The following is a 24,707-nucleotide window of genomic DNA, read 5'->3' as shown; positions in this document are numbered from 1 at the left end:
CCTTTCGGGTCGCGCCTCAGCGGCGATCCTCCCGTATCAGGTCCGCCCCCTTCTCGGCGATCATCATCACGGCGGCCTGGGTGTTGGCCGAGACCTCGGTCGGCATCACGCTCGCGTCGATCACCCGCAGGCCGTCGAGGCCGCGCACCCGCAGGCGCTCGTCCACCACCGCCTCCGGGCCCTGGCCCATGCTGCAGGTGCCGACCGGGTGGTAGATCGTCTGGCCGTTGCGGCGGGCGAAATCGAGCCACTCGTCGTCCGATTGCACGCCGTCGCCGGGATTGAGCTCGTGCGCGCGGTAGGGGTCCATGGCGGGCTGTTCGATCACCCGGCGGGCGATGCGCATGCCCTCGATCAGGGCCTCCTGGTCGGTGCGCACGCTCAGGAAGTTCGGGCGGATCGCCGGCGGGCGGAGCGGATCGCTTGAGACCGCGTGGATGGTGCCGCGGGATTCGGGACGCAGCTGCGTCACGCCGATCGTCATGCCGGGCGCGCGGTCGAGGGTGCGGTCGGCGGCATTGGCGTAGCTCGCATGCATGAAGAAGTACTGCACGTCGGGCCCGGCGAGATCGGGACGGGTGCGCACGAAGCCGTGGGCGAGGCCGGTGCCGAGGGTCAGGATGCCGCGGCGGGTGAGGAAATACTGGCCGACCGCGAGGCCGAGGCGCCAGCCGCGGGTCGCCTCGTTGAGGGTCACCGGCAGCGTCACGCGCCAGTTCATCCGCGTGGCGTAATGGTCGCGGTAGTTCTCGCCGACGCCCGGCAGGGCGTGGCGCACGGGGATGCCGGCTGCCGCCAGCACCTCCGGCCGGCCGATGCCGGAGAGTTCGAGCAGGTGGGGCGACTGCACGGCGCCGGCGGCCAGGATCACCTCGGCCCGCGCGCTCACCCGCTCCTCGCGCCCGTCGCGCCGGTAGGTGACGCCGGTCACGCGGGTGCCGTCGAGATCGAGGTGCAGGACGTGGGCGTTGGTGCGCACCGTCAGGTTCGGGCGCGTGCGGGCCGGCTGCAGGTAGGCGTCCCGGGCGCTCCAGCGGCGGCCGTTTCGCTGGTTGGCCTGGTAATAGCCGAACCCCTCCTGCGAGGCGCCGTTATAGTCGGGGTTCTCCGGGTAGCCGGCCTCGGTCCCGGCGCGGATGAAGGCATCGGCGAGGGGGTTCCTCACCCCGACCCGGGTGACGTGGAGGGGCCCGCCCCGGCCGCGTAAGGCGGGATCGCCGCCCTCGAAATGCTCGAGCTTGCGGAAGTAGGGCAGCACGTCCTGCCAGCTCCAGCCGCGATTGCCGCTCTGGGCCCAGATGTCGAAATCCTGCGGCTGGCCGCGCACGAAGATCATGCCGTTGATGAGCGTCGAGCCGCCGAGCCCCTTGCCGCGGGGCACCACGATGGCGCGGTCGTGGGTGTTCGGCTCCGGCTCGGTGACGAAGCGCCAGTTGAAGGCGGCGCCGGTGAGGAGCTTGGGGAAGCCGGCCGGGATGCCGACCCAGAACCCTGTCCCCTCCCCGCCCGCCTCGAGCAGCAGCACGCGGTGGCGGGCATCCTCGCTCAGGCGGTTGGCCAGCACGCAGCCCGCGGTGCCCCCGCCGACGATGACGAAGTCGAACGCGTCCATGCTCCTCCCTCGGTGTTCGTTTTTGTCGTTGTGGCTCGTCCTCGATCCCTTCCCCCTCTGCGGGGAGGGTTCGGGCGCCGCCTTCCCTACCCCCGCGCCAGCACCTTCCCCGGATTCAGCAGCCCCTCCGGATCGAGCGCCGCCTTGATCCGCCGCGCCAGCGCCATCTCGTCCGGATGGCGGTGGCGGGCGAGCTCGGCGACGCGGTACTGGCCGATGCCGTGCTCGGCCGAGATGCTGCCGCTGTAGCGGTCCACCACCCCGTGCACGAGGGCGTTGATCGCCTCCGAGGCGTGGTCCGGCCCGATCAGCACGTTGTAGTGGATGTTGCCGTCGCCCATATGGCCGAAGGTGTTGACGCGGGTGCCGGGCGCGCCCGCCGCCAAGACCCGGCCGGCCTCGTCGAGGAAGTCGGGGATCGCGGTGATCGGCACCGAGACGTCGTGCTTCACGCTCTTGCCCTCGCGGGCCTCGCACTCGGTCACGTGCTCGCGCAGGGCCCAGAGCTCGGCGGCCTGGCGACCGGATTCGGCCAGCACCCCGTCGAGGGCGTCCTCGCGCTCGAGCGCCGTGCCGAGCACGCCTTCCATCGCCTCGCGCAACCCCGAGAGCGACGAGGCCGCCTCGATCAGCACGCTCCAGCCCGCCTGCCCGACCGGGCTCTTGAGGCCCGCATGCGTCTCCACCAGGCCGAGCGAGGTGCCGGAGATCAGCTCGAACGCTTGGATGCTGTCGCCGATTTCGTCTTGGGCGAGGGTGAACAGGCGCAGGGCCGCCGCCGGATCGGGCACGGCGAGGAGGGCCGTCGCGGTGTGGCGCGGCTTGGGCACGAGGCGCAGGACCGCCGCCGTGACGATGCCGAGCGTGCCCTCGGTGCCGATGAAGAGCTGCTTCCAGTCGTAGCCGGCATTGTCCTTGCGCAGGGCCCGCAAGCCGTCGACGACGCTGCCGTCGGCGAGCACCACCTCGAGGCCGAGGACGAGGCCGCGGGTCATGCCGTAGCGCACCACGTTGATCCCGCCCGCATTGGTGGCGATCACGCCGCCGACCAGCGCCGAGCCCTCCGCCGCGAAGCTCACCGGCAGGAGCCGCCCGGCCGCCTCGGCGGCGTCCTGCGCCACCTTGAGGACGCAGCCGGCCTCGGCGGTCAGCGTCAGGCCGACCGGATCGACCCCGCGGATCGCGTTCATGCGGGCGAGCGACAGCACCACCTGCGTGGCCGATCCGTCCGGCACCGCGCCGCCGGCGAGCCCCGTATTGCCGCCCTGCGGCACCAGGGCGGCGCCGGCCTTGGCGCACAGCCGCACCACGTCGGCCACCTCGGCGGTGGAGGCGGGGCGCACCACGCAGGCAGGCCGGCCGGGAAACAGGCGCCGCCAGTCGATCGCGAAGGGGGCCATGTCGGCCTCTTCGGTGAGGAGGCCGGCGGGACCGAGGCGCTGCCCGAGGCGGTGGATCAGGTCGTCGTGCTGGGGCTGGTGGGCCGGAAGGGTCATCGGCGTCCTCCGACGGGTCGTGGGCGGCAGGAAGGTGGCGCCGGCCTCGCCCGGATGGCCGCCGGGGTCAAGCCCGCGCGACGCTAGCCGGCAGCGACCGATTCATCGCGACCTGCCCGATCGGGAAGAACAATTCCACCGTGCCGACCGGTTGCGGGCCTTCATCCGAAGTTCCGGCGAGAGCACGCACCTCGCGCAGCGGAAACTACTTGCGCGAGAATAAAATTTATATAAAACCTCGCACAAATCCCCATCGGAGACGGCGATGCCCGAGCGGCGCGTGATCCTCGTCCTGCCGACGCAGGAGGCGCTGCACGACTCTGCCATGATGAGGCTGAGTGGCGGCAGTGGGATCACCCGCCGTCTGACCGGATTGCCGGCCCGCGCGGAAATCGATACGCGCTTTTCTGCAGTTCCTCTCGGAGAAAGTCAGCTCACCTCCCCTTTCTCGGTGTCGTCACCCGACAGCGCCTCGCACTACGCCGTCCGGGCGACGATCGACGCCGATGCCGAACTGTCGGCGCTGACGACGGAGGGCGCGGCGATCTTCTCCGACCCGCCGATCGCGCATTTTGCGACGCCGGCCAGCGCTCCGGGCGGCACGCGGGCGGAGGTGGAGCAGCGCCTCGGCGTGCCTGGGCTCGTCACGCGCCGGCTCGACGGCGCGGGCGTGGCGATCGCGGTGGTGGATGGCGGGATCAACCTCGCGCATCTGGCCGCGCGGGGCGTTGCGGCCGACCTCGACGCGTCGGTGACGTGGCCGCCCCGTCCAGTCGAATCCGGCCACCACCCGGTCGGCCCCGGCACGATGTGCGCCTATGGCGCCCTGATCGCCGCCCCGCGGGCGACGCTGCTCGACCTGCCGGTCCTGCCCGCGACGGGCCCCGGCTTCCTCAGCGACGCGCTCCAGGCCTACGCGCACCTGCTCGCGGCGGTCCGGGTAGACAAGCCACGCTTCAAGGCCCTCGTCGTCACCAATTCCTGGGGCGTCGGCCACGAGAGCTGGGACTTCCCGGCCGGACATCCCGGCCGCTACGTCGACAACCCCGGCCATCCCTTCAACCGGATCGTCGGGGCGCTCAGCCGCTACGGCGTCGACATTCTGTTCGCGGCCGGCAATGGCGGCCCAGGACGGTCCCAAATGCATCTAGCCCAAATGCATCCCGCGCAAGTGCATCGCGACGAGCGATCGGGCTCGCCCGGCCAGGGCCGCGCCCGGGCCACCATCATGGGGGCGAACGCCCATCCGGACGTCATCACGGTGACCGGCGCGACCCTGCGGGGCCGGCGCACGGACTCCGCCTCGCAGGGGCCGGGCATCCCCGGCATGGTCTACGCCAAGCCCGACCTCGCGAGCTACGCCGACTTCCTCGGCTCGGAGGCGGGCGGTCCCGGCAAGGCCGATGCCGGGACCTCGGCCGCCTGTTCAGTCGCAGCCGGCTGCGTCGCCGCGCTCCGGACCCGGCTGCCACACGCCGCCCTCACCCCCCGCGACCTCACCGTCGCGCTCCAGGCCGATGCACGCCGCCGCGGCTCGTCGCGCTGGCACCACAGCCTCGGCTACGGGGTGATGGCGCCCTTGCGCACCGCCATGCGCCTGGGGCTGTGATCCGGATCACGGCCGCATGCGCAGGAAATCCGCCATCAGGGCGAGCTGACCCTCCAGCATCGGCAGGCCCGGATGGGTGCGGCAGCCCCGCGCCGCCGCCACCTTGAGCAGCGGCGTCTCGGCCGGCTGCATGATGATCTCGGCCACGAGCTGATCGGGTTCGAGCCCGGCGGGGTCGAGGGGCAGGGCATCGTCGGGGCGCAGACCCAGCGAGGTGGCGTTGACCACGAGGTCGTGCCCCGCCGGATTCGGACCGCCGAGCGCCAGCGGCAGGTCGGGGACGAGCCGGCGCAGGCGCGCGAACAGGTCCTCCACCCGGCCGGCCGTGCGGTTGTGTACGGTGAGGTGGGTGACGCCTGTTTCGGCCAGCGCGAAGGCGATGGCGTTTGCGGCACCGCCCGCCCCGGCGAGATAAGCGCTGCGCCCGCGAGGCTCGTGGCCCGCCGCCCGCAGGCCCGCAACGAAGCCGGCACCGTCCAGGATCTCGCCGACGAGGCGGCCGTCGGCCTCCCGCCGCACGGCGTTGACCGCCCCGACCAGCCGCGCCGCCTCGCTGACGTGATCGAGGAGCGGCACGATCGCGGTCTTGTGCGGCACGGTGATGATCGCGCCGCCGAAGCTCTGCACGCCCCGCAGGCCCGCGAGCACCGTCGCGAGGTCGGCCGCCGCGACGTGGAGCGGCACCATCACCCCGTCGACCCCGCGCTCGGCCATGATGCGGTTGAGCCCTTGCGGCGCCTTCACCTGGGTGATCGGGTCGGCGAGGATCGCGAAGACGCGGGTGTGGCCGGTGATCTCGGGCATGGGTGCGGTCTATCCTCCAAAGCGTTCGGTGCGGATCGTTCTCGCCGGCACGCCGGCCTCGACCAGGAGGTCGGAGGCGGCGGAGACGAACGGGTTCGCCCCACACACGAAGGTGTGGGCCGGTGTTCCGAGGGCGGCGAGCGTCTCGCCGATGGTGGCTGCGTCGATCCGCCGGCCGCCCGGCGACCGGGTGAGGACGAGCCTCAGGCGAAAATCCGGCTCCTCGGCGTCGCGGCGCAGCAGCTCCTCGCGGGCGATCACCTCGTCGAGGGTCCGGGCGGAGTAGAGCAGCAGGGCCGGCACGCCGGGCGCCGCTTCCGCCCGGTGGCGCAGCATGGCGAGCAGCGGCACCACCCCGGACCCGCCGCCGACGAGGAGGAGCGGCCCGCCCTGCGCCGGATCCCACACGAAGGCGCCGCCGATCGGCCCGCGCAGCTCGATCGCGTCGCCGGGCTCGGCCACGTCGGCAAAGAAGCCCGAGACCTCGCCGTCGTCGAGGCGCTCGATCAGGAGGTCGATCGTCTCACGATTCGTCGGGGAGGAGGCGATCGAGTAGCTGCGCTGGGCCTGGTAGCCGTCCGGTGCGGTCAGGCGCACGTCGACGTGCTGGCCGGCCCGGAAGGGCTTCGACCAGCCGACCGCCAGGGTGAGGCGCCGTACCCTCGGCGTCTCAGGGACGGCGGCGGTGATCCGCGCCTCCTGCCAGACGAGCGGCACCGCTCAGTCGCCGGTGAAGCGCTGCTCGCGCCAGGGATCGCCGACCATGTGGTAGCCGCGCAGCTCCCAGAACCCGGCCTCGTCCTTCTGCGTGAAGCGCAGGCCCTTCACCCACTTGGCGCTCTTCCAGAAGTAGAGGTGCGGCACCAGCAGTCGGGCGGGGCCGCCGTGATCGGGCGGGATCGGCTCGCCGGCGTAGCGGGTCGCCACCATGGCCTTGGCCCCGGTCAGGTCGGCCACCGGCACGTTGGTGGTGTAGTCGTCGTAGCCCTCGGCGAGCAGGTAGGCGGTCGGCGCCTCGATCCCGGCCGCCGCCAGGAGGTCGTCGATCGTCACGCCCTCCCAGGCGGTGTCGAACTTCGACCACTTGGTCACGCAGTGGATGTCGCCCCTCCAGCGGGTGCGCGGCAGGGCCTCGAACTCGTCCCAGGTCCAGCTCTTCAGGGGCTTCGATCCCTCCCGCAGGGTGAAGCGCCAGCGCGCGAGGTCGATCCTCGGCGTCGGCCCGAGCTGCAGCACCGGGAAATCCTCGGTGAGGTACTGGCCCGGCGGCAGGCGCTCCGCGTCCGGCCGGGCTGGGCGGCGCCCCGTGAACCCTCGCGTCACCATGAGGATGTCTCCTTTCCTGGTGTCTCGCCATCGACGCGTCGATGACGGAACGTCCGGCGCATCGGCGCCGACGCCTGGTCAGGCTTGGCCCTGGCCCTCGGCCCTGGCTCTCGACGGCCGAGGGATCATTCCGCCTCACCATCGATGATCCGCGCGATGGCGTCGAGGAGGGAGGTATCCTCGCCGGCCATCCTGTCCATCCCGGCCATGCGGGCGATCACGGTGGCGGCCACCCGCTCCTCCACGGTGCCCTCCGCATAGGCGAACAGGATCGCGGCGCGCTCGCCGTCGCGGTGGCAGCGGCCCTCGATCTGGCTGAGCTGGATCGCGCTGTGGCGCATGTCGTGGACGATCAGGCTGCGCGGGCGCTCGCCGCCGGGCAGCTCGTTGCGGTGGAGCGAGATCGACTCGGTGACGGTGAACACCACCGCGTCGAGCTCGCCGCGCTGGAAGGCGACCCGCACCGCCTCGTTCGTCTCCGGGCTCTGCGTCCCATTGATGGTGCCGGCGCGCCAGCCGCGGCCCGTGAGCGCCGCCGCGAGCGCCGCGCCGGTCTCGAGGAACGCCACCGAGATCGCCACCTGCTCGCCGGCCTCCAGCAGGTCCTCGGCGAGGTCGACGGTGCCGGCGACGCGGATCAGGCTCGCCTTCTGGCGGAAGCGCAGATCCGCCGCCCAGCCGGCGGCGCGCCGGTTCGAGCCGCCGGCCAGGCCCCATTCCCGGCGGAACTCGCGCCAGGTCGCGTCGTAGAGGCGCTTTGCCGGCGCATCGAGGGCGGTGGGGGCGAGGTCGCGCCGCACCTCGGGCCAGCCGGCGATGTCGGCCGGGCGGCGCCGGAGCCCGATCGCCCGTGCGCCGCGATAGAGCAGGTCGGCCATCACCCTCTGGTCGCGGAGATTCGGCTCCCACGACCAGTTCTGCCAGCGCCCCTTGGCGCGGCCGATCTTCAGGTGCTGCATCAGGGCGCGGAAATCGGAAACCGTCTCGACCGGGCGGCCGACGGTGTGGCCCAGCAGCGCACCGAGATAGGACAGCTCGTGCGGCGCCTGGCCGGCGGTGGCGCTGGCATAGACCGTGAAGGCGGCGGCCTCGGCCATCCGCCGGCAGGCCTGGCCGGCTTGCGAGTTCGGGTTGCGCAGGCGGTGGGCCTCGTCGAACACCACGATCGGCCAGACCCGCTTCGGCCGCCCGAGCTTGGCGAGCTCGTTGTTCTTCGCCCTCACCGAGCGGCGGGCGCTGGCGGTAGGCAGCGCCAGCAGGGACTTGGTGCGCTCGTAGTTGAGGAGCGTCACGTCCTTCGAAGCCAGCCCCGAATCCCGGATCGTGCGCCGCCATTGCGGCATCGCCCCCTTGGGGCAGACGATCAGCACCGCGGATTCCGGCATCGCCGCCACCGCGCCCCAGACCGACAGCGTCTTGCCGAGCCCGGTCATGTCGCCGAGGAGGAAACCCGGTCGCCCCTCCGCCCGCGCCGCCAGGATGGCGCGGATCGCCTCGACCTGATGCGGGCGGGGAATCAGGCGGGGTGGCGCGGAGAGGGAGGACATGGCGCCCCTATGCCGGGGGGCGGAGCAGGGCTCAAGCCCGCGCTCGCGTCCCAGGCCCGGCGATACGCCGCGGCATCGCCCTCCCGACAGGCAGGATTCCAGCCCGACCCGAAGCCTAGCCCAGGCCGGTCGTGGGCGCCTGCCACGCCACGCCGGGATGCTCGCGCACATCCCCGGCGTTCGAACCGGTATCCGACGTGCTGACCCAGTCGCCGGGCTCGGCGACCTCCACCACCTCGTCGTCCGGATAGGCCGCTTCGAGGAACAGCCTCGCCTCACCCTCGGCCGCGGCGCGCACCGTCACGAGCGGCCGATCCCCGGACGTCCCGCGCACCCGTGCGATGAAGAGCTTCGTCATCGTCGTCCTCGTGAAGAACCGAGCCGGCCGCGACGCGGCCGGCCGTCTCGGCTCGGGCGCCGGGATGCGCCCGGCATCCTAACCCGCCCCCGGATCGACCTCGTCGCCCTGCCGGTCACCCGCATTGGCGCCGGACCTGTTGTCCTCGCCGTCACCGTCCTGCGGCACCGCGGCGACACCCTTCAGGTCGTCGGAAGTGATCTTGTCGTCGCGGGCCGGCTTGCCGTCCCGCTGGTCCTTGCGCTCCGCCATCCCGTGCTCCCCTCTCGACCGGCCTACCAATCGACCTTGCCACCGGTCTTCTCGGTCCGATACTCGCCGTCCGCGACCTTCTTCCCCTCGCGCGGACCCTGCCCGGCGACCTGGTCGGAATGGCCGCCGGAGCTGCCGCCGACAGAGACCGGCGGCCGGCCGGGCGTGCCGGCCGAGGACCATTCGCGCTTCAGCTCGGCCTCGTCGCGGCCGCCCCCCTCCTGCCGGGTGATCGCCTCCTGCTGAGGCGTCTGGTGGCCGCCGCCGGCGGCCGGCTCGCCCCGGCTGCCCACCACGTCGTCGGGCTTGCGCGTCATCGCTTCACTCCCCCTCGTCCTGGCCAATTGCCGCGGTCGCGCGGTCGATCGCCTCCTTGGCGGCGGGATTCCGCGCGGCGGGGCCGCCGGTCGAGGGGTCGCTGATCCGGCGCAGGTTCTCCGGCGGCGTCTCGTCCTCGGTGGCCTGGCTGCCGTCGGTGGCGCCGATCGCGTCGAGGCGGTTGAAGTCGGAGGCGACCCGGGCGTCGCGGGCCTGGCCCATCGGGTCGTGGGCCAAATCGGCTTGCGTGCGCTGCGGCACCCCGAGATCGAGGGGCGAATCCTGCCCCATGTCCTGGCCGTTGCGGTCGGTATAGGGGTCGAAGTCGCGCAGCGAGGGCCGCGCCTGATCCGTCTTCGCCATCGATCCGTCTCCTTTGCGGCCGGTTCGCTCGTGTCGAAGACAACACCGGGGTCGGTATGAGGTTTCCGCGGGTCAGATCCGCCGAAGGACCGGCATCCGGGCCCGTGACAACCGCCGCGCTTGCTGGCAGGACGGCGCGACATCCACGGAGATCCTCCACCCGTGACCACCGCCAATTCCCGCACCGCCGACCACCCGATCGACGCGCAGTTCCTCGAGCGCTGGTCGCCCCGCGCCTTCACCGGCGAGGCGGTGCCTCAGGCCGATCTGATGACGATGATCGAGGCGGCGCGCTGGGCGCCCTCGGGTTACAACTCGCAGCCCTGGCGCTTCCTTTACGCGCTTCGCGACACCCCCGCCTGGGAGACGCTGTTCGGCCTCCTCGTGCCGTTCAACCAGGGCTGGGTGAAGAGTGCCGGGGCACTGGTGTTCCTGGCCTCGAACGGGATGATGAAGACCCCGGACGGGCTGAAGCCCTCCTACAGCCACTCGTTCGATGCCGGCACGGCCTCCGCGCTGTTCCAGCTCCAGGCGGTCAAGATGGGCTGGCACGCCCATGGCATGACCGGGTTCGACCACGAGCGGGCGCCGGCCGCGCTGAATCTGCCGCCCCACCACCGGGTCGAGGCTGCCTTCGCCATCGGCCGCAAGGCCGACCCGGCGACGCTGCCGGAGGAGACCCGGGCCCGCGAGACCCCGAACGGCCGCCACCCCCTGTCCGACTTCGTGTTCGAGGGCGGTTTCCCGCCGCGCGAGGCGTGAGCCCCACCACCTACGACGAGATGGTCTCCGGGTTCCGCTGGCGGATCCCGGAGCGCTACAACATCGCGGTCGACGTCTGCGACCGCTGGGCCGCGGCCGATCCGGATCGCACCGCGATCCTCGACGTGAGCCCGGCCGGCCGGGTCGAGGCCTGGAGTTTCGCCGCCTTGCGCGAGGCCTCGAACCGCTTCGCCAATGCCCTGCGGGCTCACGGCATCCTGGCCGGCGACCGGGTGGCGGTGCTGCTGCCGCAATCCCCCGCCGTGGTGGTGGCCCATCTCGCGATCTACAAGCTCGGCGCCGTGGCGCTGCCGCTCGCGGTGGTGTTCGGGCCGGAAGGCCTGCTCCACCGCCTGAGCGACGCCGGCGCCCGAGCCGTCGTGACCCATGCGGGCGGCGTCGCCAAGCTCGGCCCCTTGCGCGATGCCGTGCCGGGGCTCGACCTCGTCGTCTCGACCGACGGTGCCGGCGACGGGGCGCTCGGCTACGCCGACCTCCTGGCGGCGGCCTCGCCGGACTTGATCCCGGTCGACACGCTGGCCGACGACCCGGCCCTGATGATCTACACCTCGGGCACCACCGGCCCGCCGAAGGGGGCGCTGCACAGCCACCGGGTGCTGCTCGGCCACCTGCCGGGCTTCGCCATGATGCACGACTTCATGCCGAAGGCCGGCGACCGGATGTGGACCCCGGCCGACTGGGCCTGGGCCGGGGGCCTGCTCAACGCGCTCCTGCCGAGCCTCCATCACGGCGTCGCCGTGGTGGCGCGCAAGGCCGAGAAGTTCGAGCCCGAGGAAGCCTTCCGGCTGATGGCCGACCTCTCGGTCGCCAATGCCTTCGTGCCGCCGACGGCCCTGCGGATGCTGCGCACCGTCACGGATCCGCGCCGGCGCTTCGACCTGCGCGCGTTGCGCACCCTGGCCTCGGCCGGCGAGATGCTGGGCCCGGAGACCTTCCACTGGGCGAGGACTGCGCTCGACCTCACCATCAACGAGGCCTACGGCCAGACGGAGTGCAACCTCGTGCTCGCCTCCTGCTCAGGCCTCGGGCTGGCGCGGGCGGGCTCGACCGGCCGGCCGGTGCCGGGCCACCGCGTCGCGGTGATCCGCCCGGACGGCTGCCCGGCGGCTCCCGACGAGACCGGCCAGATCGCCGTCGCCCGGCCCGATCCGGTGATGTTCCTGCGCTACTGGAACGACCCCGACGCCACCGAGCGCAAGTTCCTCGGCGACTGGATGACCACCGGCGACCAGGGCCGGATGGACGGGGACGGCTACGTCCACTTCGTCGGCCGCGACGACGACGTCATCACCTCGTCGGGCTACCGGATCGGCCCCGGCGAGATCGAGGATTGCCTCTTGCGCCATCCGGCGGTGGCACTGGCGGCGGCGGTGGGCAAGCCCGATCCCGTCCGCACGGAGATCGTCAAGGCCTTCGTGGTCCTGCGGCCCGGATACGGCCCCTCCGACGCGCTGGCCGCCGAGATCCAGGCTTTCGTGCGCACGCGGCTCTCGGCCCACGAATATCCGCGCGAGATCGCGTTCCGGCCGAGCCTGCCGCTCACCACGACGGGCAAGATCATCCGGCGGGTGCTGCGCGACGAGGCGTAGAAGGTGCGTTCCGAGTCCCGATGCCGGACTGCGTCATAAGATTATCGTCCTGCAGACATCGCGTCGTTGCGGCGCCGATTGTCCGATACCACCGCCACAACATCGTCGCGCGCTGTCGGTTTGCGATCAATGCAACAGCCGCCATATCGCGCCGTATGCGAGAATATCGCCGCGATACGCCGTCGTTAGATCTACACCTTCGTCGGATCGGAAGGTCGAATTAACGAAAGACCGGCTACGAATCCGATATGCTTCTACGTCATGGATCCGCAGCTTACGCCGCAATCCTGCGGCCTATTCGGCGGGCTCCGGCACTCGTCCTGCCGGATCGGCCGAGTCTGCTCCTGCTCGTCGGCGGCCTCGTGCTGCCGAACGCTCTCGCCCTCGCCGCCTGCGCCGTCGCGGGCGTGCCGACGCGCACGAGCGCCATCGCGCTCTACGCGGCGATCGCCCTCCTGGGCGGAACGCTGCCGGGCTGGGCGCTCGTGCTGCTCGTCCTGCCGACGATGGCGTTCGATCTCGTCTTCGCCGTCGGCCGCATGTTCTTTCTCGACGCCGGCGCGCTCCTGGGCCTGATCGATGCCGACCTGCTGACCACGCTCCTGGCGACGCGTGACTACGCGGCCGGTGCCCTGGCGGCCACCTGCGTCGCGCTCGCCTACCTGACCTTCCTGGTGCGGGCCGGCCCGGTGATGCGCCGGGGCAGCCGCCCCGTCTTCGCGGCGGCGGTCGCCGCGCTGCTGATCGGCGACGGCCTGGTCAACGGCTCCACCGCCTACGATTTCGGGCCCCTGGCGAGCTTCGGCAAGCCGTTCGAGTCGGGTGGCGTCCAGTCGGGCTTCGATGCCCTGCCCGATCAGCCGCGGCCTCCCCGCCGGGTCCTGATGGTCATGGTCGAGAGCCTGGGCGTCCTGCGCGACGTCACTCAGCGCGCGATCCTAACGGCACCGTTCGACGATCCGGCCCTGCGCCGGCTCTACACGGTCACGACCGGGACGAGCGCCTTCTTCGGCTCCACCGCATCGGGTGAGATGCGCGAATTGTGCCGCACCTATCGCCCGCATCGCGAGGTCTTCGCCGCGGACGATCCGACCTGCCTGCCCGGTCGGTTCGCCGCCCGCGGCTACCGGACGGTTTCGGTGCACGGCTACCAGGCCGGGTTCTACGGCCGCGCGCAGTGGTACCCGCTGGCCGGCTTCCGGACGAGCCTGTTCGGCGAGGCCCTGGCGCCCCGGTTCGCCAAGGCTTGCGGCGGCCCGTTCCCGGGCCCCTGCGACACCGACGTGGCCGAGGTGGTCGAGGCCGAGATGGCGGCATCCGAGCCCTCTTTCGTCTACTGGCTCACCCTGAACTCGCACGTGCCGGTGCCGCAGGGCGGAGCGACGCCGCGGCAGGATTGCGGGCGCCCGGGCAGCCCGTTTCCCGACCGCGAGGTCTGCACCATGGTGGAGTTCTGGCAGGACGTGTTCGCTGCGGTGTCACGCCTCGCCTTGGCCTATCCGGCGACCGAGATCCTGCTCGTCGGCGATCACGCCCCGCCGCTGTGGCGCCGGGCCGCCCGCGACGCGTTCGAGCCCGGCCGGGTGCCGTGGATCCGGCTCGCGCCGATCCCGGTCGCCACCGCGGCGCTGCCGTGAACGCGAAGAGGGCGGCGGGAACCTCCGTTCCCGCCGCCCTCTCGAGACGTCCGACCCGCGATGATGGCGCTCAGAAGCTCAGTGCCACCTTGGCCTCGCGCAGCTGCGCGATCTGGCCCTCGATCTCGATCTTGCGGTCGTAATCGTCGGTGGCGTCGTAGAGCATCTCGGCCGCCGCGATGTCGGCGTCGATGATCGCGGGCGTCAGCTCCTCGATCGGGGTCGCCCGCTCGGCGATCACGGTGAGCGAGGTGGCGTTGATCTCGGCGAAGCCCCCGCGCACCAGCACCCGCTTGCCGTGCTGCGGGCTCTCAGTGATGACCAGCATGCCGGTCTTGAGGGTGGTGAGCACGGGCGCGTGCCCGGGCAGCACCGTCATCTCGCCCTCGGAGCCCGGCAGCTGCACGGCATCGACCGCGCCGGAATAGAGGATCCGCTCGGGGCCGACGAGGTCGAACTGGAAGGTGGCCATGGGGTAGGGTCGATCCCGGTTTCGTCAGACGCGACAGGACTTTGCGCGAATGGGCCCAGCCTCATGGCCGGGCCCGTTTGAGTCGCTGCCGATCAGGCCGCGGCGGCGAGGCGCTGGGCCTTCTCCTTGGCCTCCTCGATCGAGCCGACCATGTAGAAGGCCGCCTCCGGGAGGTTGTCGTACTCGCCGTCTACCAGGCCCTTGAAGCCCTTGATGGTGTCCTCGAGCGCCACGAGCTTGCCCGGCGAGCCGGTGAAGATCTCGGCGACGTGGAACGGCTGGCTCAGGAAGCGCTCGATCTTGCGGGCGCGGGCCACGGTGAGCTTGTCCTCCTCGGACAGCTCGTCCATGCCCAGGATCGCGATGATGTCCTGGAGCGCCTTGTAGCGCTGCAGCACCTGCTGGACGCGGCGGGCGACGGTGTAGTGCTCCTCGCCGAGGATCGCCGGCGACAGCATGCGCGAGGTCGAGTCGAGCGGGTCCACCGCCGGGTAGATGCCCTTCTCGGCGATCGAGCGCGACAGCACGGTCGTGGCGTCGAGGTGGGCGAACGAGGTCGCGGGCGCCGGGTCGGTCAGGTCGTCGGCCGGCACGTAGATCGCCTGCACCGAGGTGATCGAGCCCTTGGTGGTGGTGGTGATGCGCTCCTGCAGGGCGCCCATGTCGGTGGCGAGCGTCGGCTGATAGCCCACCGCCGAGGGGATGCGGCCGAGCAGCGCCGACACTTCCGAACCCGCCTGGGTGAAGCGGAAGATGTTGTCGACGAAGAACAGCACGTCCTGGCCCTCGTCGCGGAAGTGCTCGGCGACGGTGAGGCCGGTCAGCGCGACGCGGGCGCGGGCGCCCGGGGGCTCGTTCATCTGGCCGTAGACCAGGGCGCACTTGGATCCTTCCGCGGAGCCGTGCTCCTTGGGGTCCATGTTCACCTTGGACTCGATCATCTCGTGGTAGAGGTCGTTGCCCTCGCGGGTCCGCTCACCGACGCCCGCGAACACCGAGTAGCCCGAGTGGGCCTTCGCGATGTTGTTGATGAGCTCCATGATCAGCACGGTCTTGCCGACGCCGGCGCCGCCGAACAGGCCGATCTTGCCGCCCTTGGCGTAGGGAGCCAGCAGGTCCACCACCTTGATGCCGGTGACGAGGATCTGCGCCTCGGTCGACTGCTCGGCGTAGGACGGGGCCGGCTGGTGGATGGCGCGGAGCGACTCGGTCTTGATCTCGCCGGCCTCGTCGATCGGCTCGCCGATGACGTTCATGATGCGGCCGAGCGTGTTGGCGCCGACGGGCACGCGGATCGGCGAGCCGGTATCGGTGACCTCCTGGCCGCGGACCAGGCCCTCGGAGGTGTCCATCGCGATGCAGCGCACGGTGTTCTCGCCGAGCTGCATGGCCACCTCGAGGACGAGGCGGTTGCCCTGGTTCTTGGTCTCGAGAGCGTTCAGGATCTCGGGCAGGTGGCCCTCGAACTGCACGTCGACGACCGCGCCGATGACCTGGGTGATGTGGCCGACCTTGTTCGAGCCGGCGCCGGGGGTGGCAGTGTTCGCCATGATGCTAATCCCTGATTGCGTGCGGTCAGAGCGCCTCGGCGCCCGAGATGATCTCGATCAGCTCCTTGGTGATCATCGCCTGGCGCGTCCGGTTGTAGATCAAGGTCTGCTTCTTGATCATCTCGCCGGCGTTGCGCGTGGCGCTGTCCATGGCACCCATGCGCGCGCCCTGCTCGGAGGCGGCGTTTTCCAGGAGCGCCCGGAGGATCTGAACGGTGAGGTTCTTCGGGAGAAGGGCGGCGAGGATCTCGCCCTCGCCCGGCTCGTACTCGTAGACCGCGTCGGCCGAGGCGCCGGCAGAGGCGGTCTCGGACGGGGCGATCTCCGCCGGGATGATCTGCTGCGCCGTCGGGATCTGGGCGATCACCGAGCGGAAGCGCGAGTAGAACAGCGTGGCGACGTCGAACTCGCCCGCGTCGTAGCGGCCGAGCAGGTTGCGGGCGATGCCTTCGGCGTTCTCGAAGCCGAGCTGGCGCACGCCGCGCAGCTCGATCAGCTCGACGATCTGGTCGCGGAACTCGCGACGCAGGATGTCGTAGCCCTTCTTGCCGACGCAGATGATCTTGACCGTCTTGCCCTCCGCCATCAGGCGGCGGGCATGGTCACGGGCGAGACGCGCGATCGAGGAGTTGAACGCGCCGCACAGGCCGCGCTCCGCCGTGCAGACGAGGAGCAGGTGGGTGCGGTCCTGGCCGGTGCCGGAGAGCAGCCGGGGCGTCTCCGCCCCGGGGGTCAGGTTGGCGGCGAGGTTGCCGAGCACCTGGGCCATGCGCTCGGCGTAGGGCCGGGCGCTCTCCGCCGCCGTCTGCGCGCGGCGCAGCTTGGCGGCGGCGACCATCTGCATCGCCTTGGTGATCTTCTGGGTCGCCTTCACCGAGGTGATGCGATTGCGCAGGTCCTTCAGACTCGGCATCGGAGAATCCCTTGCTGTCGAGCCGGAACGCTTACTGGAACGACTTGGCGAAGGACTCGACCACGCCCTTCAGCTTGGCGCCGCTGTCGGCCGACAGCTCCTTGGAGGAGCGGATCGTGTCGAGCAGGTCGGTGTGCTTTGTGCGCAGGGTCGAGAGCAGGCCGTCCTCGAAGGCGCGGACCCGGTTGACCGGGATCGCATCGAGGTAGCCGTTCACGCCAGCGTAGATCACCGCGACCTGCTCCTCCATCTTCAGCGGCGAGAATTGCGGCTGTTTCAGGAGTTCGGTCAGGCGGGCGCCGCGGTTGAGCAGCTTCTGGGTCGAGGCGTCGAGGTCCGAGCCGAACTGCGCGAAGGCCGCCATCTCGCGGTACTGCGCCAGCTCGCCCTTGATCTTGCCGGCGACCGACTTCATCGCCTTGGTCTGGGCGGCGGAGCCGACGCGCGACACCGAGAGGCCGACGTTCACCGCCGGGCGCACGCCCTGGTAGAACAGGTCGGTCTCGAGGAAGATCTGGCCGTCGGTGATCGAGATCACGTTGGTCGGGATGTAGGCCGAGACGTCGTTGGCCTGGGTCTCGATGACCGGGAGCGCGGTCAGCGAGCCGGCACCGGCGGCGTCGCCCATCTTGGCGGCGCGCTCGAGCAGGCGGGAGTGCAGGTAGAACACGTCGCCCGGATAGGCCTCGCGGCCCGGCGGGCGGCGCAGCAGCAGCGACATCTGGCGGTAGGCCACGGCCTGCTTCGACAGGTCGTCGTACACGATCACGGCGTGCATGCCGTTGTCGCGGAAGTACTCGCCCATGGCGCAGCCGGCGAAGGGCGCCAGGAACTGCATCGGGGCGGCGTCCGAGGCGGTGGCCGCGATGACGATCGAGTACTCGAGGGCGCCGTTATCCTCCAGCACCTTCACGAACTGGGCGACGGTGGAGCGCTTCTGGCCGACCGCGACGTAGACGCAGTACAGCTTGGCCTTCTCGTCGGTGCCGGCATGGGCCGGCTTCTGGTTCAGGATGGTGTCGAGCGCGACGGCCGTCTTGCCGGTCTGGCGGTCGCCGATGATCAGCTCGCGCTGGCCGCGGCCGATCGGGATCAGGGCGTCGATCGCCTTGAGGCCGGTCGCCATCGGCTCGTGCACCGACTTGCGCGGGATGATGCCCGGGGCCTTCACGTCGACCCGGCGGCGCTCCTCGGCGACGATCGGGCCCTTGCCGTCGATCGGGTTGCCGAGCGCGTCGACGACGCGGCCGAGCAGGCCCTTGCCGACCGGCACGTCCACGATGGCGCCGGTGCGCTTGACGGTCTGGCCTTCCTTGATCTCGCGGTCGGCGCCGAACACCACGACGCCGACATTGTCCTGCTCGAGGTTCAGGGCCATGCCGCGCACGCCCGACTCGAACTCGACCATCTCACCGGCCTGGACGTTGTCGAGGCCGTAGACGCGGGCGATGCCGTCGCCGACCGACAGCACCTGACCGACCTCGGTGACCTCGGCCTCCTGGCCGAAGTTCTTGATCTGCTCCTTCAGGATGGCGGAGATCTCGGCGGCACGGATGTCCATCTGGACCTTCCCTCGTTCGTTCGCGTGTCGGGCGTTGTTCTGGATAGCGGCGGGTGCGTCGGGGGCCTTAGCGGGCGCCCTGCATCGCCAGGCGGATGCTGTTGAGCTTCGTGCGCAAGGAGGCGTCGACCATGCGGCTGCCGAGCTTGACGACGATGCCGCCGATCAGGCTCGGGTCGATGCGGAGATCGAGGTCGACCTCGGCCTTCGCGACGTCACGCAGGGACGCCTTGATGTCCTGGAGCACCGCGTCGGAGGGCTTTTCGGCGAGCCGCACCTCGGCGCGCACGATGCCCTTCGATTCGCGCACCAGCTCGCGGTAGGCGCGGATCATGTCCGGCAGGGCGAAGAGCCGGCGGTTGGCGGCCGACAGGCGGATGAAGTTGCCGGCGAGGCCCCCGATGCCGGCCTTGGCCAGCACCGCCTCGATCGCCTTGACCTGATCCTCGGCCGAGAAGGCCGGGCTGCGTACGAGGCGCCGCAGGTCGGCACTCTCGGCGATCAGGGCGTCGAACCGGTCGAGCCCCTCGGCCACCGCATCGACGGCCCGCTCGTCGCGGGCGAGCTCGAACAACGCCGAGGCGTACCGCCCGGCGACGCCCGCCAGGGGAGAACCCGATTCCGATGCGTTCTGAGCCACCAGCGCTCTCTCTTCATGTCCTGGCCCGACGGGTCCGGCCGCATCGCGCCGGTCTGGAGTGGAGCGGCGGCGGCGCGCGGCCCGTCGATGATGGGAAAGGCTCCGGCGCGAGAAGAATGCCCCCTCCCCCGGCGCGGCGCCGGCCTAGCATGGGTTTTCGGGGGGCGCAAGGCGAGCGGAGCGCGCGCAATCGCGAGGCGGGCCGTGGGCTTAAACCCATCCGGCGCCTCGCGGTTGCGCGGACGGGGCGGCTCTTCGACGATGGTCGGATTGCGCTGACGCGACGCGTTGGCTCGCGGACGCGCCGCGGAACTTTCTCCGCGGCGGCTAAGCTGCGGAGGTTTCGGCGAGGTTTCCGAATGATTTCCTGGTGCTGGAGGTCGTCAGCTCGCGCAGGCGATCTCGTCGCACTCGACCACGTTCGACAGCACCCGGGCGAGGCTCTTCGGCCCCGGATAGCCGAGCAAGGCGGATGTGCCGACGACGTAGGACGGGGTGGCGTGGAGGCCGAGATTGGCCGCGAGGCTCATCTGGCTCTTCAGCGCCTCGCGCACCTCGTCGGAATCCGCCGACTGCTCGATCCCCGCCCGGTCGTGGCCGAGGCGCGCCGCCGCCTCCAAAGCCCGGGGCCCGTCGATCCGCCCGGACGTGCCGGGGCCGAGGAGTGCGGCGTAGAGCTTCGCGGTCGCCGCCGAGCCGCCGGCGCGCTGCACCGCGAGGGCCACCTTGGCGGCCTGGGCCGACTGCACCGACAGGATCGGGTTGTTGACGAGGCCGATGCGCAGGTCCGGATTGGCCTTGACCAGGTCGTCGAGATCGCGCGCCGCGGCCCGGCACCATGGACAATTGTAGTCGAAGAACTCGTAGAGCGTGACCGAGGCCTCCCGCGGCCCGAGCCAGGTCACGCCGCGCAGGCGGCCGATCTCGGAGGCCAGCTCGCCCGGCAGGCGAGTGTTGGGGATCGGTTGGCCGTTGTCGCCCGTCACTGCGCGCCACTGGCCCTCCGCCTGCGCCAGGGCCCTGCCGGAGGCCAGGGCGGGGAGCGTCGCCAGGGAGGCGGCGAGGAGGGTGCGGCGGGAGAGCGACATGGTTCTACGTCCGGGGCGACGGGTACTCGTCACCCTCGATGACTAGCTCGGCCATTTTGGCCGGATGATGGCCTCAGACCGTCTCCGCCAGCGCCTTCACCACCGCTTTCTCCAGAGCCTCCGGCGTCACCCGCGGGGCGAAGCGTTCGATTACCCGCCCGTCGCGGCCGACCAGGAACTTGGTGAAGTTCCACTTGATCGCGCGGGTGCCGAGCAGCCCGGGCCTCGCCTCCTTGAGGTAGGCGAAGAGCGGGTCGGCTCTGGCCCCGTTCACCTCGACCTTGGCCAGGAGCGGGAAACTGACATCGTACCTGAGGCTACAGAACCGGGCGATCTCCGCCGCGTCGCCCGGCTCCTGGGCGCCGAACTGGTTGCAGGGAAACCCCAAGACCACGAGGCCGGCCTCGCGGTGGCGGCGCCACAGGCCCTCGAGCCCGGCATATTGCGGGGTGAAGCCGCAGGCCGAGGCGGTGTTGACGATGAGCAGCACCTTGCCGCGGTACTGCTCCAGCGGGTGGGGCACACCGTCTGGGGCGGCGGGGGCGAAGTCGTGGACCGTACTCATGCTCCGTCATAGCACCGGCCGATGGCGAAGGTCTGCCCGCGCTATCGCGCCAGCACCCGCTCGGCCGCCGCACCCAGCACCCGCACCCCGAGCGCCAGGTCTTCCTCCTTGGTGTCCTCGGACCAGTGATGGCTGATGCCGCCGATGGAGGGCACGAACAGCATCGCGGCGGGCATCACCTTGGCGACGTTCTGGGCGTCGTGGCCGGCGCCCGAGGGCATCGCCTGCCAGCCGCCGGGGCACAGGGCCTCGGCCGCCTCCGAGAGGGCACCCATCAGGACGGGATCGCACAGGGCCGGGGTGGCGCGGGAGATCTCGTGCAGGGTCGCGGTGCAGCGCTCGCGCCGGTTGCTCTCGCGGATCAGTGCCCGCAGGGTCGCCTCCATCCGCTCCAGCACCGGCACCGAGACGTCGCGGAACTGGAACAGGATCTCGGCCCGGCCCGGGATGATGCTCGGCGCGCCGGGATCGAGGGTGATGCGGCCGGTGGTCCACGTGCTGCGCTCGCCGCAGACCTGCGGGAAGGCCTGGTCGATCGCGGCCAGCAGGCGCACGGCGGTCAGCCCCGCGTCCCGGCGCTCCGCCATGGTGGTGCCGCCGGCATGGTCCTGCGCGCCCTCGATCACGATCCGCCACTGCCAGATCGCCACGATGCCGGTGACGATGCCGAGGCGCTGCCCCGCCGCTTCGAGTTGCGTGCCCTGCTCGATATGCATCTCCAGGAAGCCGCGGTAGCGCCCCGGCTCCAGCCGCATCCGCGGCAGGCCGGCGAGGCCCGCGGAGGCCAGCGCCTCGCGCAGGGGCGTGCCGTCGGTGCGGTTGCGGCTGCCGTCGATCTCGGCCTCGTCGACCTCGCCGATGGCGGAGCGGCTGCCGAGGAAGCCGACATCGAAATGCCCCTCCTCGTCCGCGAAGGCGCAGACGTCGACCGGCAGCCCGGCCCTGGCGAGCGCGATCCCGGCCACAACCCCGAGCGCCCCGTCGAGCCAGCCGGCCTCGTTCTGGCTCTCGATGTGGCTGCCGACGAGGAGGTGCGGGCCTTCGCCCCGATGACGCCCAAGGACGGTGCCGACGCCGTCGATCGCGGGCTCCAACCCGCATTCCTCCAGCCTCTGCATCAGCCAGCGCCGGGATTCCATGTCCTGGGGCGAATAGGTCGGGCGGTGCACACCGGTGCGGAACCGGCCGATCGCGCGCAGGTCGTGGAGATCCTTGAGAAAAGCCTGCGTGTCGATTGCCCGCATGGTCCCCGTCGCCCTCCATGGCCGCCCCGGACCGGGACGGTCGGGCGCGGCTCGCTCGAGGCACGATCCGTACCAGGGCGCGATCGGTCAAGCTATAACAAGCGGGAGCAGAGCAGCCCCGCGCTAGGGAAATCGAATCGTCCCCTCGCGAAGCCCCGCCGCGCGGATCACGGCAAAAAGAAGGCCCGCCGAAGCGGACCTTGGTACCAGTTCCCGCCCGGGAACCACGCGGCAGCGGACCGGGTTTGTCCTGTGCAGGGCGGTGGCGATGCCGCTGCGCTGCTCGCGCCCTCCTCGGGCGTTTCCTCCCTAGACTCGGGCCGCCTTCTCGCAGGGCGGCCCTTTTTTCGTCCAGGAATGTTAACCCAACTCAAGTCACGGGCGTCTGGTTGCATCATCCGTTGGCAGAGTGCCGCGCGAGCAGCCTACGCCGGACGGCGCCCCGGTCAGGCGTGGCGCAGGTCGTCCGGCACCCGTCCGCCGTTCTCGGCGAGCTTGCGCATCACTTGCGCGTGCAGCCACACGTTCATCGCGGCGGAATCGTTCGTGTCGCCAGTATAGTGCAGCTCCCGGGCCAGTTCCTGGCGGGCCGACAGGCTGCTGTCGAGGCCGAGCAGCTTCAGCAGGTCGACAATCGAGCGCTTGTAGTCGAGGCCCTGGCCCGACCGGGCGGCCAGATCCTGAAGCACCGCGCCGACATCGACGGCCTCCGGGGAGCCGGCCGCAGGATCATTGGCCACCGGCGACGGGGCGCCGCCCATCGTCGGTACCGCGGCGCTGCTCGCGCCGCCGGAGGGGCCGCCGAGCCCGGTGCCGCCGCCGGCCGTGACGTTCGGCGTCTCGGTCGCGTGCGGCGCGGCGGCCTGGGCCGCGGCCGGACCGCCGAAGATCTTGGTCATGATCGACCCGAAGATGCTCATCGCGTCACTCCTTCCGTGCAGCGTCAGGCCATCGCCCACTCGTCCCTGGCCTCGGCTTTGGTGCGGTTGAGGCGTACCTGCCCGCCCTCGACGCTGGCGATGGAATCGACGTGGATGAAGTGGTGGTGGCCGCCGGCCTCCGGGTCGGTCTTCGTCAGCTTGATCCGCTGCCCGTCGAGGTGATCGATCGTGCCGACATGGCCGCCGTCGGATCCGACGACCGGCATGTGCTCCTTGATGCTGCTGAGATCGATCATCGCGCGCTCCTTCTGGTGCGGCGATCAACGGGAACACAGGGGGCGGGTTCCTGTCGCCCACGGGAAGGCGCGCAGCCTCCCGCAGGCGTCAAGGGGTCCCAGGCTCCAGAACTCTCAGGCCCCTGGGGCCGTGAGCTTGCCGTCCTGCCGGCGCCACAGCTTGAGCGGGTTGTCGTCGCGGAGCGCGGCCGGCAGCAGGGCCGCGGGCAGGTCCTGGTAGCTCACCGGGCGCAGGAAGCGGTGGATCGCCAGGCTGCCGACCGAGGTGGTGCGGCCGTCCGAGGTCGCCGGGTAGGGCCCGCCATGCACCATGGCGTGGCCGACCTCGACGCCGGTACCGAAGCCGTTGACGAGGATGCGTCCGACCCGGCGCTCCAGTACCGGCAGCAGCGCCCGGGCGGCGTCGTGGTCGGCCTCGTCGAGGTGGACGGCGGCGGTGAGCTGGCCTTCCAGCCGCTCCAGCACCGCGCGGATCGCCGCGAGGTCGGGGCAGCGCACCACCAGGGAGGCGGCGCCGAACACTTCCTCGGCGAGGGTGTGGTCGGCGAGGAACGCCTCGGCGGTGGTGGAAAAGAGCGCCGCCTGGCCCTGATGCGTGCCGCCGGCGAGGCCCCGGGCGAGCGTGGTCACGGCGGGGTTGGCCTCCAGGGCCGCGATGCCGGCGCAGTAGGCCTTGTGGATGCCGGGCGTCAGCATCGTGGCGGCCTGAGTCTCCTTGAGGGCGGCGGAGGCCGCCTCCAGGAAGCCGTCGAGGCCCGCGCCCTCCAACGCCAGGATGAGGCCCGGATTGGTGCAGAACTGGCCCGAGCCGAGGGTGAGCGAGCCGACGAAGGCACGGCCGATGTCGCGACCGCGGGCCTCGAGCGCCGCCGGCAGCAGGACGACCGGGTTGATGCTGCTCATCTCGGCATAGACCGGGATCGGCACGGGGCGCGCGGCGGCGGTCTGCATCAGCGCGACGCCGCCGCGGCGCGAGCCGGTGAAGCCGACAGCAGTAATGCGCGGATCGGCGACGAGGGCCTGGCCGACAGAGATGCCGGAATCCATGAGGAGCGAGAACACACCCTCCGGCAGCCCGCACTGCTTCACCGCCGCCTGCACCGCGCGGCCGACCAGCTCCGAGGTGCCGGGATGGGCCGGGTGGGCCTTGGCCACCACCGGACAGCCGGCGGCGAGGGCCGAGGCGGTGTCGCCGCCGGCGACCGAGAAGGCGAGGGGGAAGTTCGAGGCGCCGAACACCGCGACCGGGCCGACGGCGATCTGGCGCAGCCGCAGGTCGGGGCGCGGCAGGGGCTTGCGCTCGGGCTGGGCCGGGTCGACCCGGGCTTCGAGGAAGCCGCCGTCGCGCACCACGCCGGCGAACATCTTGAGCTGGCCGACGGTGCGGCCGCGCTCGCCCTCGAGCCGGGCCCGCGGCAGACCGCTCTCGGCCATGCAGCGCACGATCAGCTCGTCGCCGACCGCCACGATGGCGTCGGCGACCGCCTCGAGGAAGCGGGCGCGGTCCTCGAGGGACGTCTCGCGGTAGGTGTCGAAGGCCTCGGCGGCGAGCGCGCAGGCCCGCTCGACATCCGCCGGCGTCGCCGAGGCGAAGGCCGGCTCCAGGCTCTGGCCCGTGGCGGCCTCGACGGCGCGGAAGGTCTCGCCCTCGCCGCGGCGGGCGGCGGCGCCGATCAGGTTCTCTCCGGTGATGGGCATGGGTCGCGTCCTCTCCTGGATGGCCGATGTTTGGCCGGGCTTATGCCCCGACGGGCGGGGATTGATCCACCGGGCGCACGAGAAAATTCGGAGCCTGTCCCGCAT

The 24,707-nt window shown here is 71.4% G+C and carries 25 protein-coding genes; 4 read left to right on the top strand and 21 right to left on the bottom strand.

The window, feature by feature from the left end:
* Window positions 1-16: 16 nt before the first annotated feature.
* Together MFF64_RS06035 and MFF64_RS06030 are read right to left on the bottom strand one after the other, a co-directional pair.
* Window positions 17-1,612, bottom strand: a complete 1,596-nt coding sequence (locus MFF64_RS06035) for a GMC family oxidoreductase (RefSeq protein ID WP_238190062.1) — start codon at window positions 1,610-1,612, stop codon at window positions 17-19.
* Window positions 1,613-1,698: 86 nt separating this feature from the next.
* Entirely contained in the window at window positions 1,699-3,108 is a 1,410-nt protein-coding gene (locus MFF64_RS06030; RefSeq protein ID WP_238190061.1) for an FAD-binding oxidoreductase, read from the bottom strand.
* A gap of 451 nt (window positions 3,109-3,559) precedes the next feature.
* On the opposite strand from MFF64_RS06030, the gene MFF64_RS06025 reads away from it, so the two are divergent.
* Window positions 3,560-4,717: a S8 family serine peptidase gene (locus MFF64_RS06025; RefSeq protein ID WP_238190058.1), complete on the top strand. Its 1,158-nt coding sequence runs from the start codon at window positions 3,560-3,562 to the stop codon at window positions 4,715-4,717.
* A 6-nt stretch (window positions 4,718-4,723) separates the two neighbouring features.
* On the opposite strand, the gene MFF64_RS06020 is transcribed toward MFF64_RS06025, so the two are convergent.
* The 8 genes from MFF64_RS06020 to MFF64_RS05985 form a co-directional block, all read right to left on the bottom strand.
* A complete protein-coding gene (locus tag MFF64_RS06020; protein ID WP_238190056.1) occupies window positions 4,724-5,521 on the bottom strand; it encodes a shikimate dehydrogenase family protein in 798 nt (265 codons plus the stop codon).
* A gap of 9 nt (window positions 5,522-5,530) precedes the next feature.
* Window positions 5,531-6,238: an FAD-binding oxidoreductase gene (locus MFF64_RS06015; RefSeq protein WP_238190054.1), complete on the bottom strand. Its 708-nt coding sequence runs from the start codon at window positions 6,236-6,238 to the stop codon at window positions 5,531-5,533.
* 3 nt (window positions 6,239-6,241) lie between these two features.
* Window positions 6,242-6,847 carry a sulfite oxidase-like oxidoreductase gene (locus MFF64_RS06010; RefSeq protein ID WP_099901534.1) on the bottom strand — a complete coding sequence of 202 codons (606 nt, stop codon included), beginning with the start codon at window positions 6,845-6,847 and terminating at the stop codon, window positions 6,242-6,244.
* Between the two features lie 125 nt (window positions 6,848-6,972).
* Complete coding sequence (locus tag MFF64_RS06005; RefSeq protein WP_238190052.1) at window positions 6,973-8,394, bottom strand: SNF2-related protein; 1,422 nt, start codon at window positions 8,392-8,394, stop codon at window positions 6,973-6,975.
* A 115-nt stretch (window positions 8,395-8,509) separates the two neighbouring features.
* Entirely contained in the window at window positions 8,510-8,752 is a 243-nt protein-coding gene (locus MFF64_RS06000; RefSeq protein ID WP_099901508.1) for a hypothetical protein, read from the bottom strand.
* 78 nt (window positions 8,753-8,830) lie between these two features.
* Window positions 8,831-9,004, bottom strand: a complete 174-nt coding sequence (locus tag MFF64_RS05995; protein WP_165795652.1) for a hypothetical protein — start codon at window positions 9,002-9,004, stop codon at window positions 8,831-8,833.
* 23 nt (window positions 9,005-9,027) lie between these two features.
* The gene (locus MFF64_RS05990) at window positions 9,028-9,321 is read right to left on the bottom strand and encodes a hypothetical protein (protein ID WP_238190050.1); all 294 of its coding nucleotides are present in this window, start codon (window positions 9,319-9,321) and stop codon (window positions 9,028-9,030) included.
* A 4-nt stretch (window positions 9,322-9,325) separates the two neighbouring features.
* Window positions 9,326-9,685, bottom strand: a complete 360-nt coding sequence (locus MFF64_RS05985; protein WP_099905819.1) for a hypothetical protein — start codon at window positions 9,683-9,685, stop codon at window positions 9,326-9,328.
* Window positions 9,686-9,847: 162 nt separating this feature from the next.
* Here MFF64_RS05985 and MFF64_RS05980 point away from each other — a divergent pair, with 162 nt between their 5' ends.
* The 3 genes from MFF64_RS05980 to MFF64_RS05970 all read left to right on the top strand — a co-directional run bounded on the left by MFF64_RS05980 (window position 9,848) and on the right by MFF64_RS05970 (window position 13,694).
* On the top strand, window positions 9,848-10,447 hold the full coding sequence (locus MFF64_RS05980) for a nitroreductase family protein (protein WP_099905817.1): 600 nt from the start codon (window positions 9,848-9,850) through the stop codon (window positions 10,445-10,447).
* Window positions 10,448-10,467: 20 nt separating this feature from the next.
* Window positions 10,468-12,057: an AMP-binding protein gene (locus tag MFF64_RS05975; RefSeq protein WP_099905821.1), complete on the top strand. Its 1,590-nt coding sequence runs from the start codon at window positions 10,468-10,470 to the stop codon at window positions 12,055-12,057.
* 362 nt (window positions 12,058-12,419) lie between these two features.
* A complete protein-coding gene (locus MFF64_RS05970; protein ID WP_099905815.1) occupies window positions 12,420-13,694 on the top strand; it encodes a sulfatase-like hydrolase/transferase in 1,275 nt (424 codons plus the stop codon).
* A 70-nt stretch (window positions 13,695-13,764) separates the two neighbouring features.
* Here MFF64_RS05970 and atpC read toward each other — a convergent pair whose 3' ends face one another.
* The 11 genes from atpC to MFF64_RS05915 form a co-directional block, all read right to left on the bottom strand.
* Complete coding sequence (gene atpC / locus MFF64_RS05965) at window positions 13,765-14,166, bottom strand: ATP synthase F1 subunit epsilon (RefSeq protein ID WP_099905813.1); 402 nt, start codon at window positions 14,164-14,166, stop codon at window positions 13,765-13,767.
* 92 nt (window positions 14,167-14,258) lie between these two features.
* The gene (gene atpD / locus MFF64_RS05960) at window positions 14,259-15,716 is read right to left on the bottom strand and encodes a F0F1 ATP synthase subunit beta (protein WP_099905811.1); all 1,458 of its coding nucleotides are present in this window, start codon (window positions 15,714-15,716) and stop codon (window positions 14,259-14,261) included.
* A gap of 25 nt (window positions 15,717-15,741) precedes the next feature.
* Window positions 15,742-16,629: a F0F1 ATP synthase subunit gamma gene (locus MFF64_RS05955; protein WP_099902047.1), complete on the bottom strand. Its 888-nt coding sequence runs from the start codon at window positions 16,627-16,629 to the stop codon at window positions 15,742-15,744.
* 31 nt (window positions 16,630-16,660) lie between these two features.
* The gene (atpA, locus tag MFF64_RS05950) at window positions 16,661-18,190 is read right to left on the bottom strand and encodes a F0F1 ATP synthase subunit alpha (RefSeq protein ID WP_238190048.1); all 1,530 of its coding nucleotides are present in this window, start codon (window positions 18,188-18,190) and stop codon (window positions 16,661-16,663) included.
* A gap of 67 nt (window positions 18,191-18,257) precedes the next feature.
* A complete protein-coding gene (locus tag MFF64_RS05945) occupies window positions 18,258-18,830 on the bottom strand; it encodes a F0F1 ATP synthase subunit delta (RefSeq protein WP_099905183.1) in 573 nt (190 codons plus the stop codon).
* Window positions 18,831-19,213: 383 nt separating this feature from the next.
* Window positions 19,214-19,918, bottom strand: a complete 705-nt coding sequence (locus tag MFF64_RS05940) for a DsbA family protein (RefSeq protein WP_099905184.1) — start codon at window positions 19,916-19,918, stop codon at window positions 19,214-19,216.
* 73 nt (window positions 19,919-19,991) lie between these two features.
* Entirely contained in the window at window positions 19,992-20,483 is a 492-nt protein-coding gene (locus tag MFF64_RS05935) for a glutathione peroxidase (RefSeq protein ID WP_099905186.1), read from the bottom strand.
* A 41-nt stretch (window positions 20,484-20,524) separates the two neighbouring features.
* Complete coding sequence (locus MFF64_RS05930; protein WP_099905188.1) at window positions 20,525-21,727, bottom strand: Zn-dependent hydrolase; 1,203 nt, start codon at window positions 21,725-21,727, stop codon at window positions 20,525-20,527.
* Between the two features lie 446 nt (window positions 21,728-22,173).
* Window positions 22,174-22,647 carry a DUF3597 domain-containing protein gene (locus MFF64_RS05925; protein ID WP_099905190.1) on the bottom strand — a complete coding sequence of 158 codons (474 nt, stop codon included), beginning with the start codon at window positions 22,645-22,647 and terminating at the stop codon, window positions 22,174-22,176.
* A gap of 23 nt (window positions 22,648-22,670) precedes the next feature.
* A complete protein-coding gene (locus MFF64_RS05920; RefSeq protein WP_099905192.1) occupies window positions 22,671-22,904 on the bottom strand; it encodes a DUF2171 domain-containing protein in 234 nt (77 codons plus the stop codon).
* A gap of 114 nt (window positions 22,905-23,018) precedes the next feature.
* Window positions 23,019-24,602: an aldehyde dehydrogenase (NADP(+)) gene (locus tag MFF64_RS05915; RefSeq protein WP_238190046.1), complete on the bottom strand. Its 1,584-nt coding sequence runs from the start codon at window positions 24,600-24,602 to the stop codon at window positions 23,019-23,021.
* Between the last annotated feature and the right edge of the window lie 105 nt (window positions 24,603-24,707).

It is taken from the genome of Methylobacterium frigidaeris (assembly GCF_022179185.1).
Classification (GTDB): Bacteria; Pseudomonadota; Alphaproteobacteria; order Rhizobiales; family Beijerinckiaceae; genus Methylobacterium; species Methylobacterium frigidaeris.
This window is presented reverse-complemented; position numbering and strand designations above follow the sequence as displayed.

Bases quoted from the DNA above. Each gene is read 5' to 3' on its own strand.
- MFF64_RS06035 (WP_238190062.1), bottom strand. From the start codon at position 1,612: ATGGACGCGTTCGACTTCGTCATCGTCGGCGGGGGCACCGCGGGCTGC.
- MFF64_RS06030 (WP_238190061.1), bottom strand. From the start codon at position 3,108: ATGACCCTTCCGGCCCACCAGCCCCAGCACGACGACCTGATCCACCGC.
- MFF64_RS06020 (WP_238190056.1), bottom strand. From the start codon at position 5,521: ATGCCCGAGATCACCGGCCACACCCGCGTCTTCGCGATCCTCGCCGAC.
- MFF64_RS06010 (WP_099901534.1), bottom strand. From the start codon at position 6,847: ATGGTGACGCGAGGGTTCACGGGGCGCCGCCCAGCCCGGCCGGACGCG.
- MFF64_RS06005 (WP_238190052.1), bottom strand. From the start codon at position 8,394: ATGTCCTCCCTCTCCGCGCCACCCCGCCTGATTCCCCGCCCGCATCAG.
- MFF64_RS06000 (WP_099901508.1), bottom strand. From the start codon at position 8,752: ATGACGAAGCTCTTCATCGCACGGGTGCGCGGGACGTCCGGGGATCGG.
- MFF64_RS05995 (WP_165795652.1), bottom strand. From the start codon at position 9,004: ATGGCGGAGCGCAAGGACCAGCGGGACGGCAAGCCGGCCCGCGACGAC.
- MFF64_RS05990 (WP_238190050.1), bottom strand. From the start codon at position 9,321: ATGACGCGCAAGCCCGACGACGTGGTGGGCAGCCGGGGCGAGCCGGCC.
- MFF64_RS05985 (WP_099905819.1), bottom strand. From the start codon at position 9,685: ATGGCGAAGACGGATCAGGCGCGGCCCTCGCTGCGCGACTTCGACCCC.
- MFF64_RS05975 (WP_099905821.1), top strand. From the start codon at position 10,468: ATGGTCTCCGGGTTCCGCTGGCGGATCCCGGAGCGCTACAACATCGCG.
- atpC (WP_099905813.1), bottom strand. From the start codon at position 14,166: ATGGCCACCTTCCAGTTCGACCTCGTCGGCCCCGAGCGGATCCTCTAT.
- atpD (WP_099905811.1), bottom strand. From the start codon at position 15,716: ATGGCGAACACTGCCACCCCCGGCGCCGGCTCGAACAAGGTCGGCCAC.
- MFF64_RS05955 (WP_099902047.1), bottom strand. From the start codon at position 16,629: ATGCCGAGTCTGAAGGACCTGCGCAATCGCATCACCTCGGTGAAGGCG.
- atpA (WP_238190048.1), bottom strand. From the start codon at position 18,190: ATGGACATCCGTGCCGCCGAGATCTCCGCCATCCTGAAGGAGCAGATC.
- MFF64_RS05940 (WP_099905184.1), bottom strand. From the start codon at position 19,918: ATGTCGCTCTCCCGCCGCACCCTCCTCGCCGCCTCCCTGGCGACGCTC.
- MFF64_RS05935 (WP_099905186.1), bottom strand. From the start codon at position 20,483: ATGAGTACGGTCCACGACTTCGCCCCCGCCGCCCCAGACGGTGTGCCC.
- MFF64_RS05930 (WP_099905188.1), bottom strand. From the start codon at position 21,727: ATGCGGGCAATCGACACGCAGGCTTTTCTCAAGGATCTCCACGACCTG.
- MFF64_RS05925 (WP_099905190.1), bottom strand. From the start codon at position 22,647: ATGAGCATCTTCGGGTCGATCATGACCAAGATCTTCGGCGGTCCGGCC.
- MFF64_RS05920 (WP_099905192.1), bottom strand. From the start codon at position 22,904: ATGATCGATCTCAGCAGCATCAAGGAGCACATGCCGGTCGTCGGATCC.
- MFF64_RS05915 (WP_238190046.1), bottom strand. From the start codon at position 24,602: ATGCCCATCACCGGAGAGAACCTGATCGGCGCCGCCGCCCGCCGCGGC.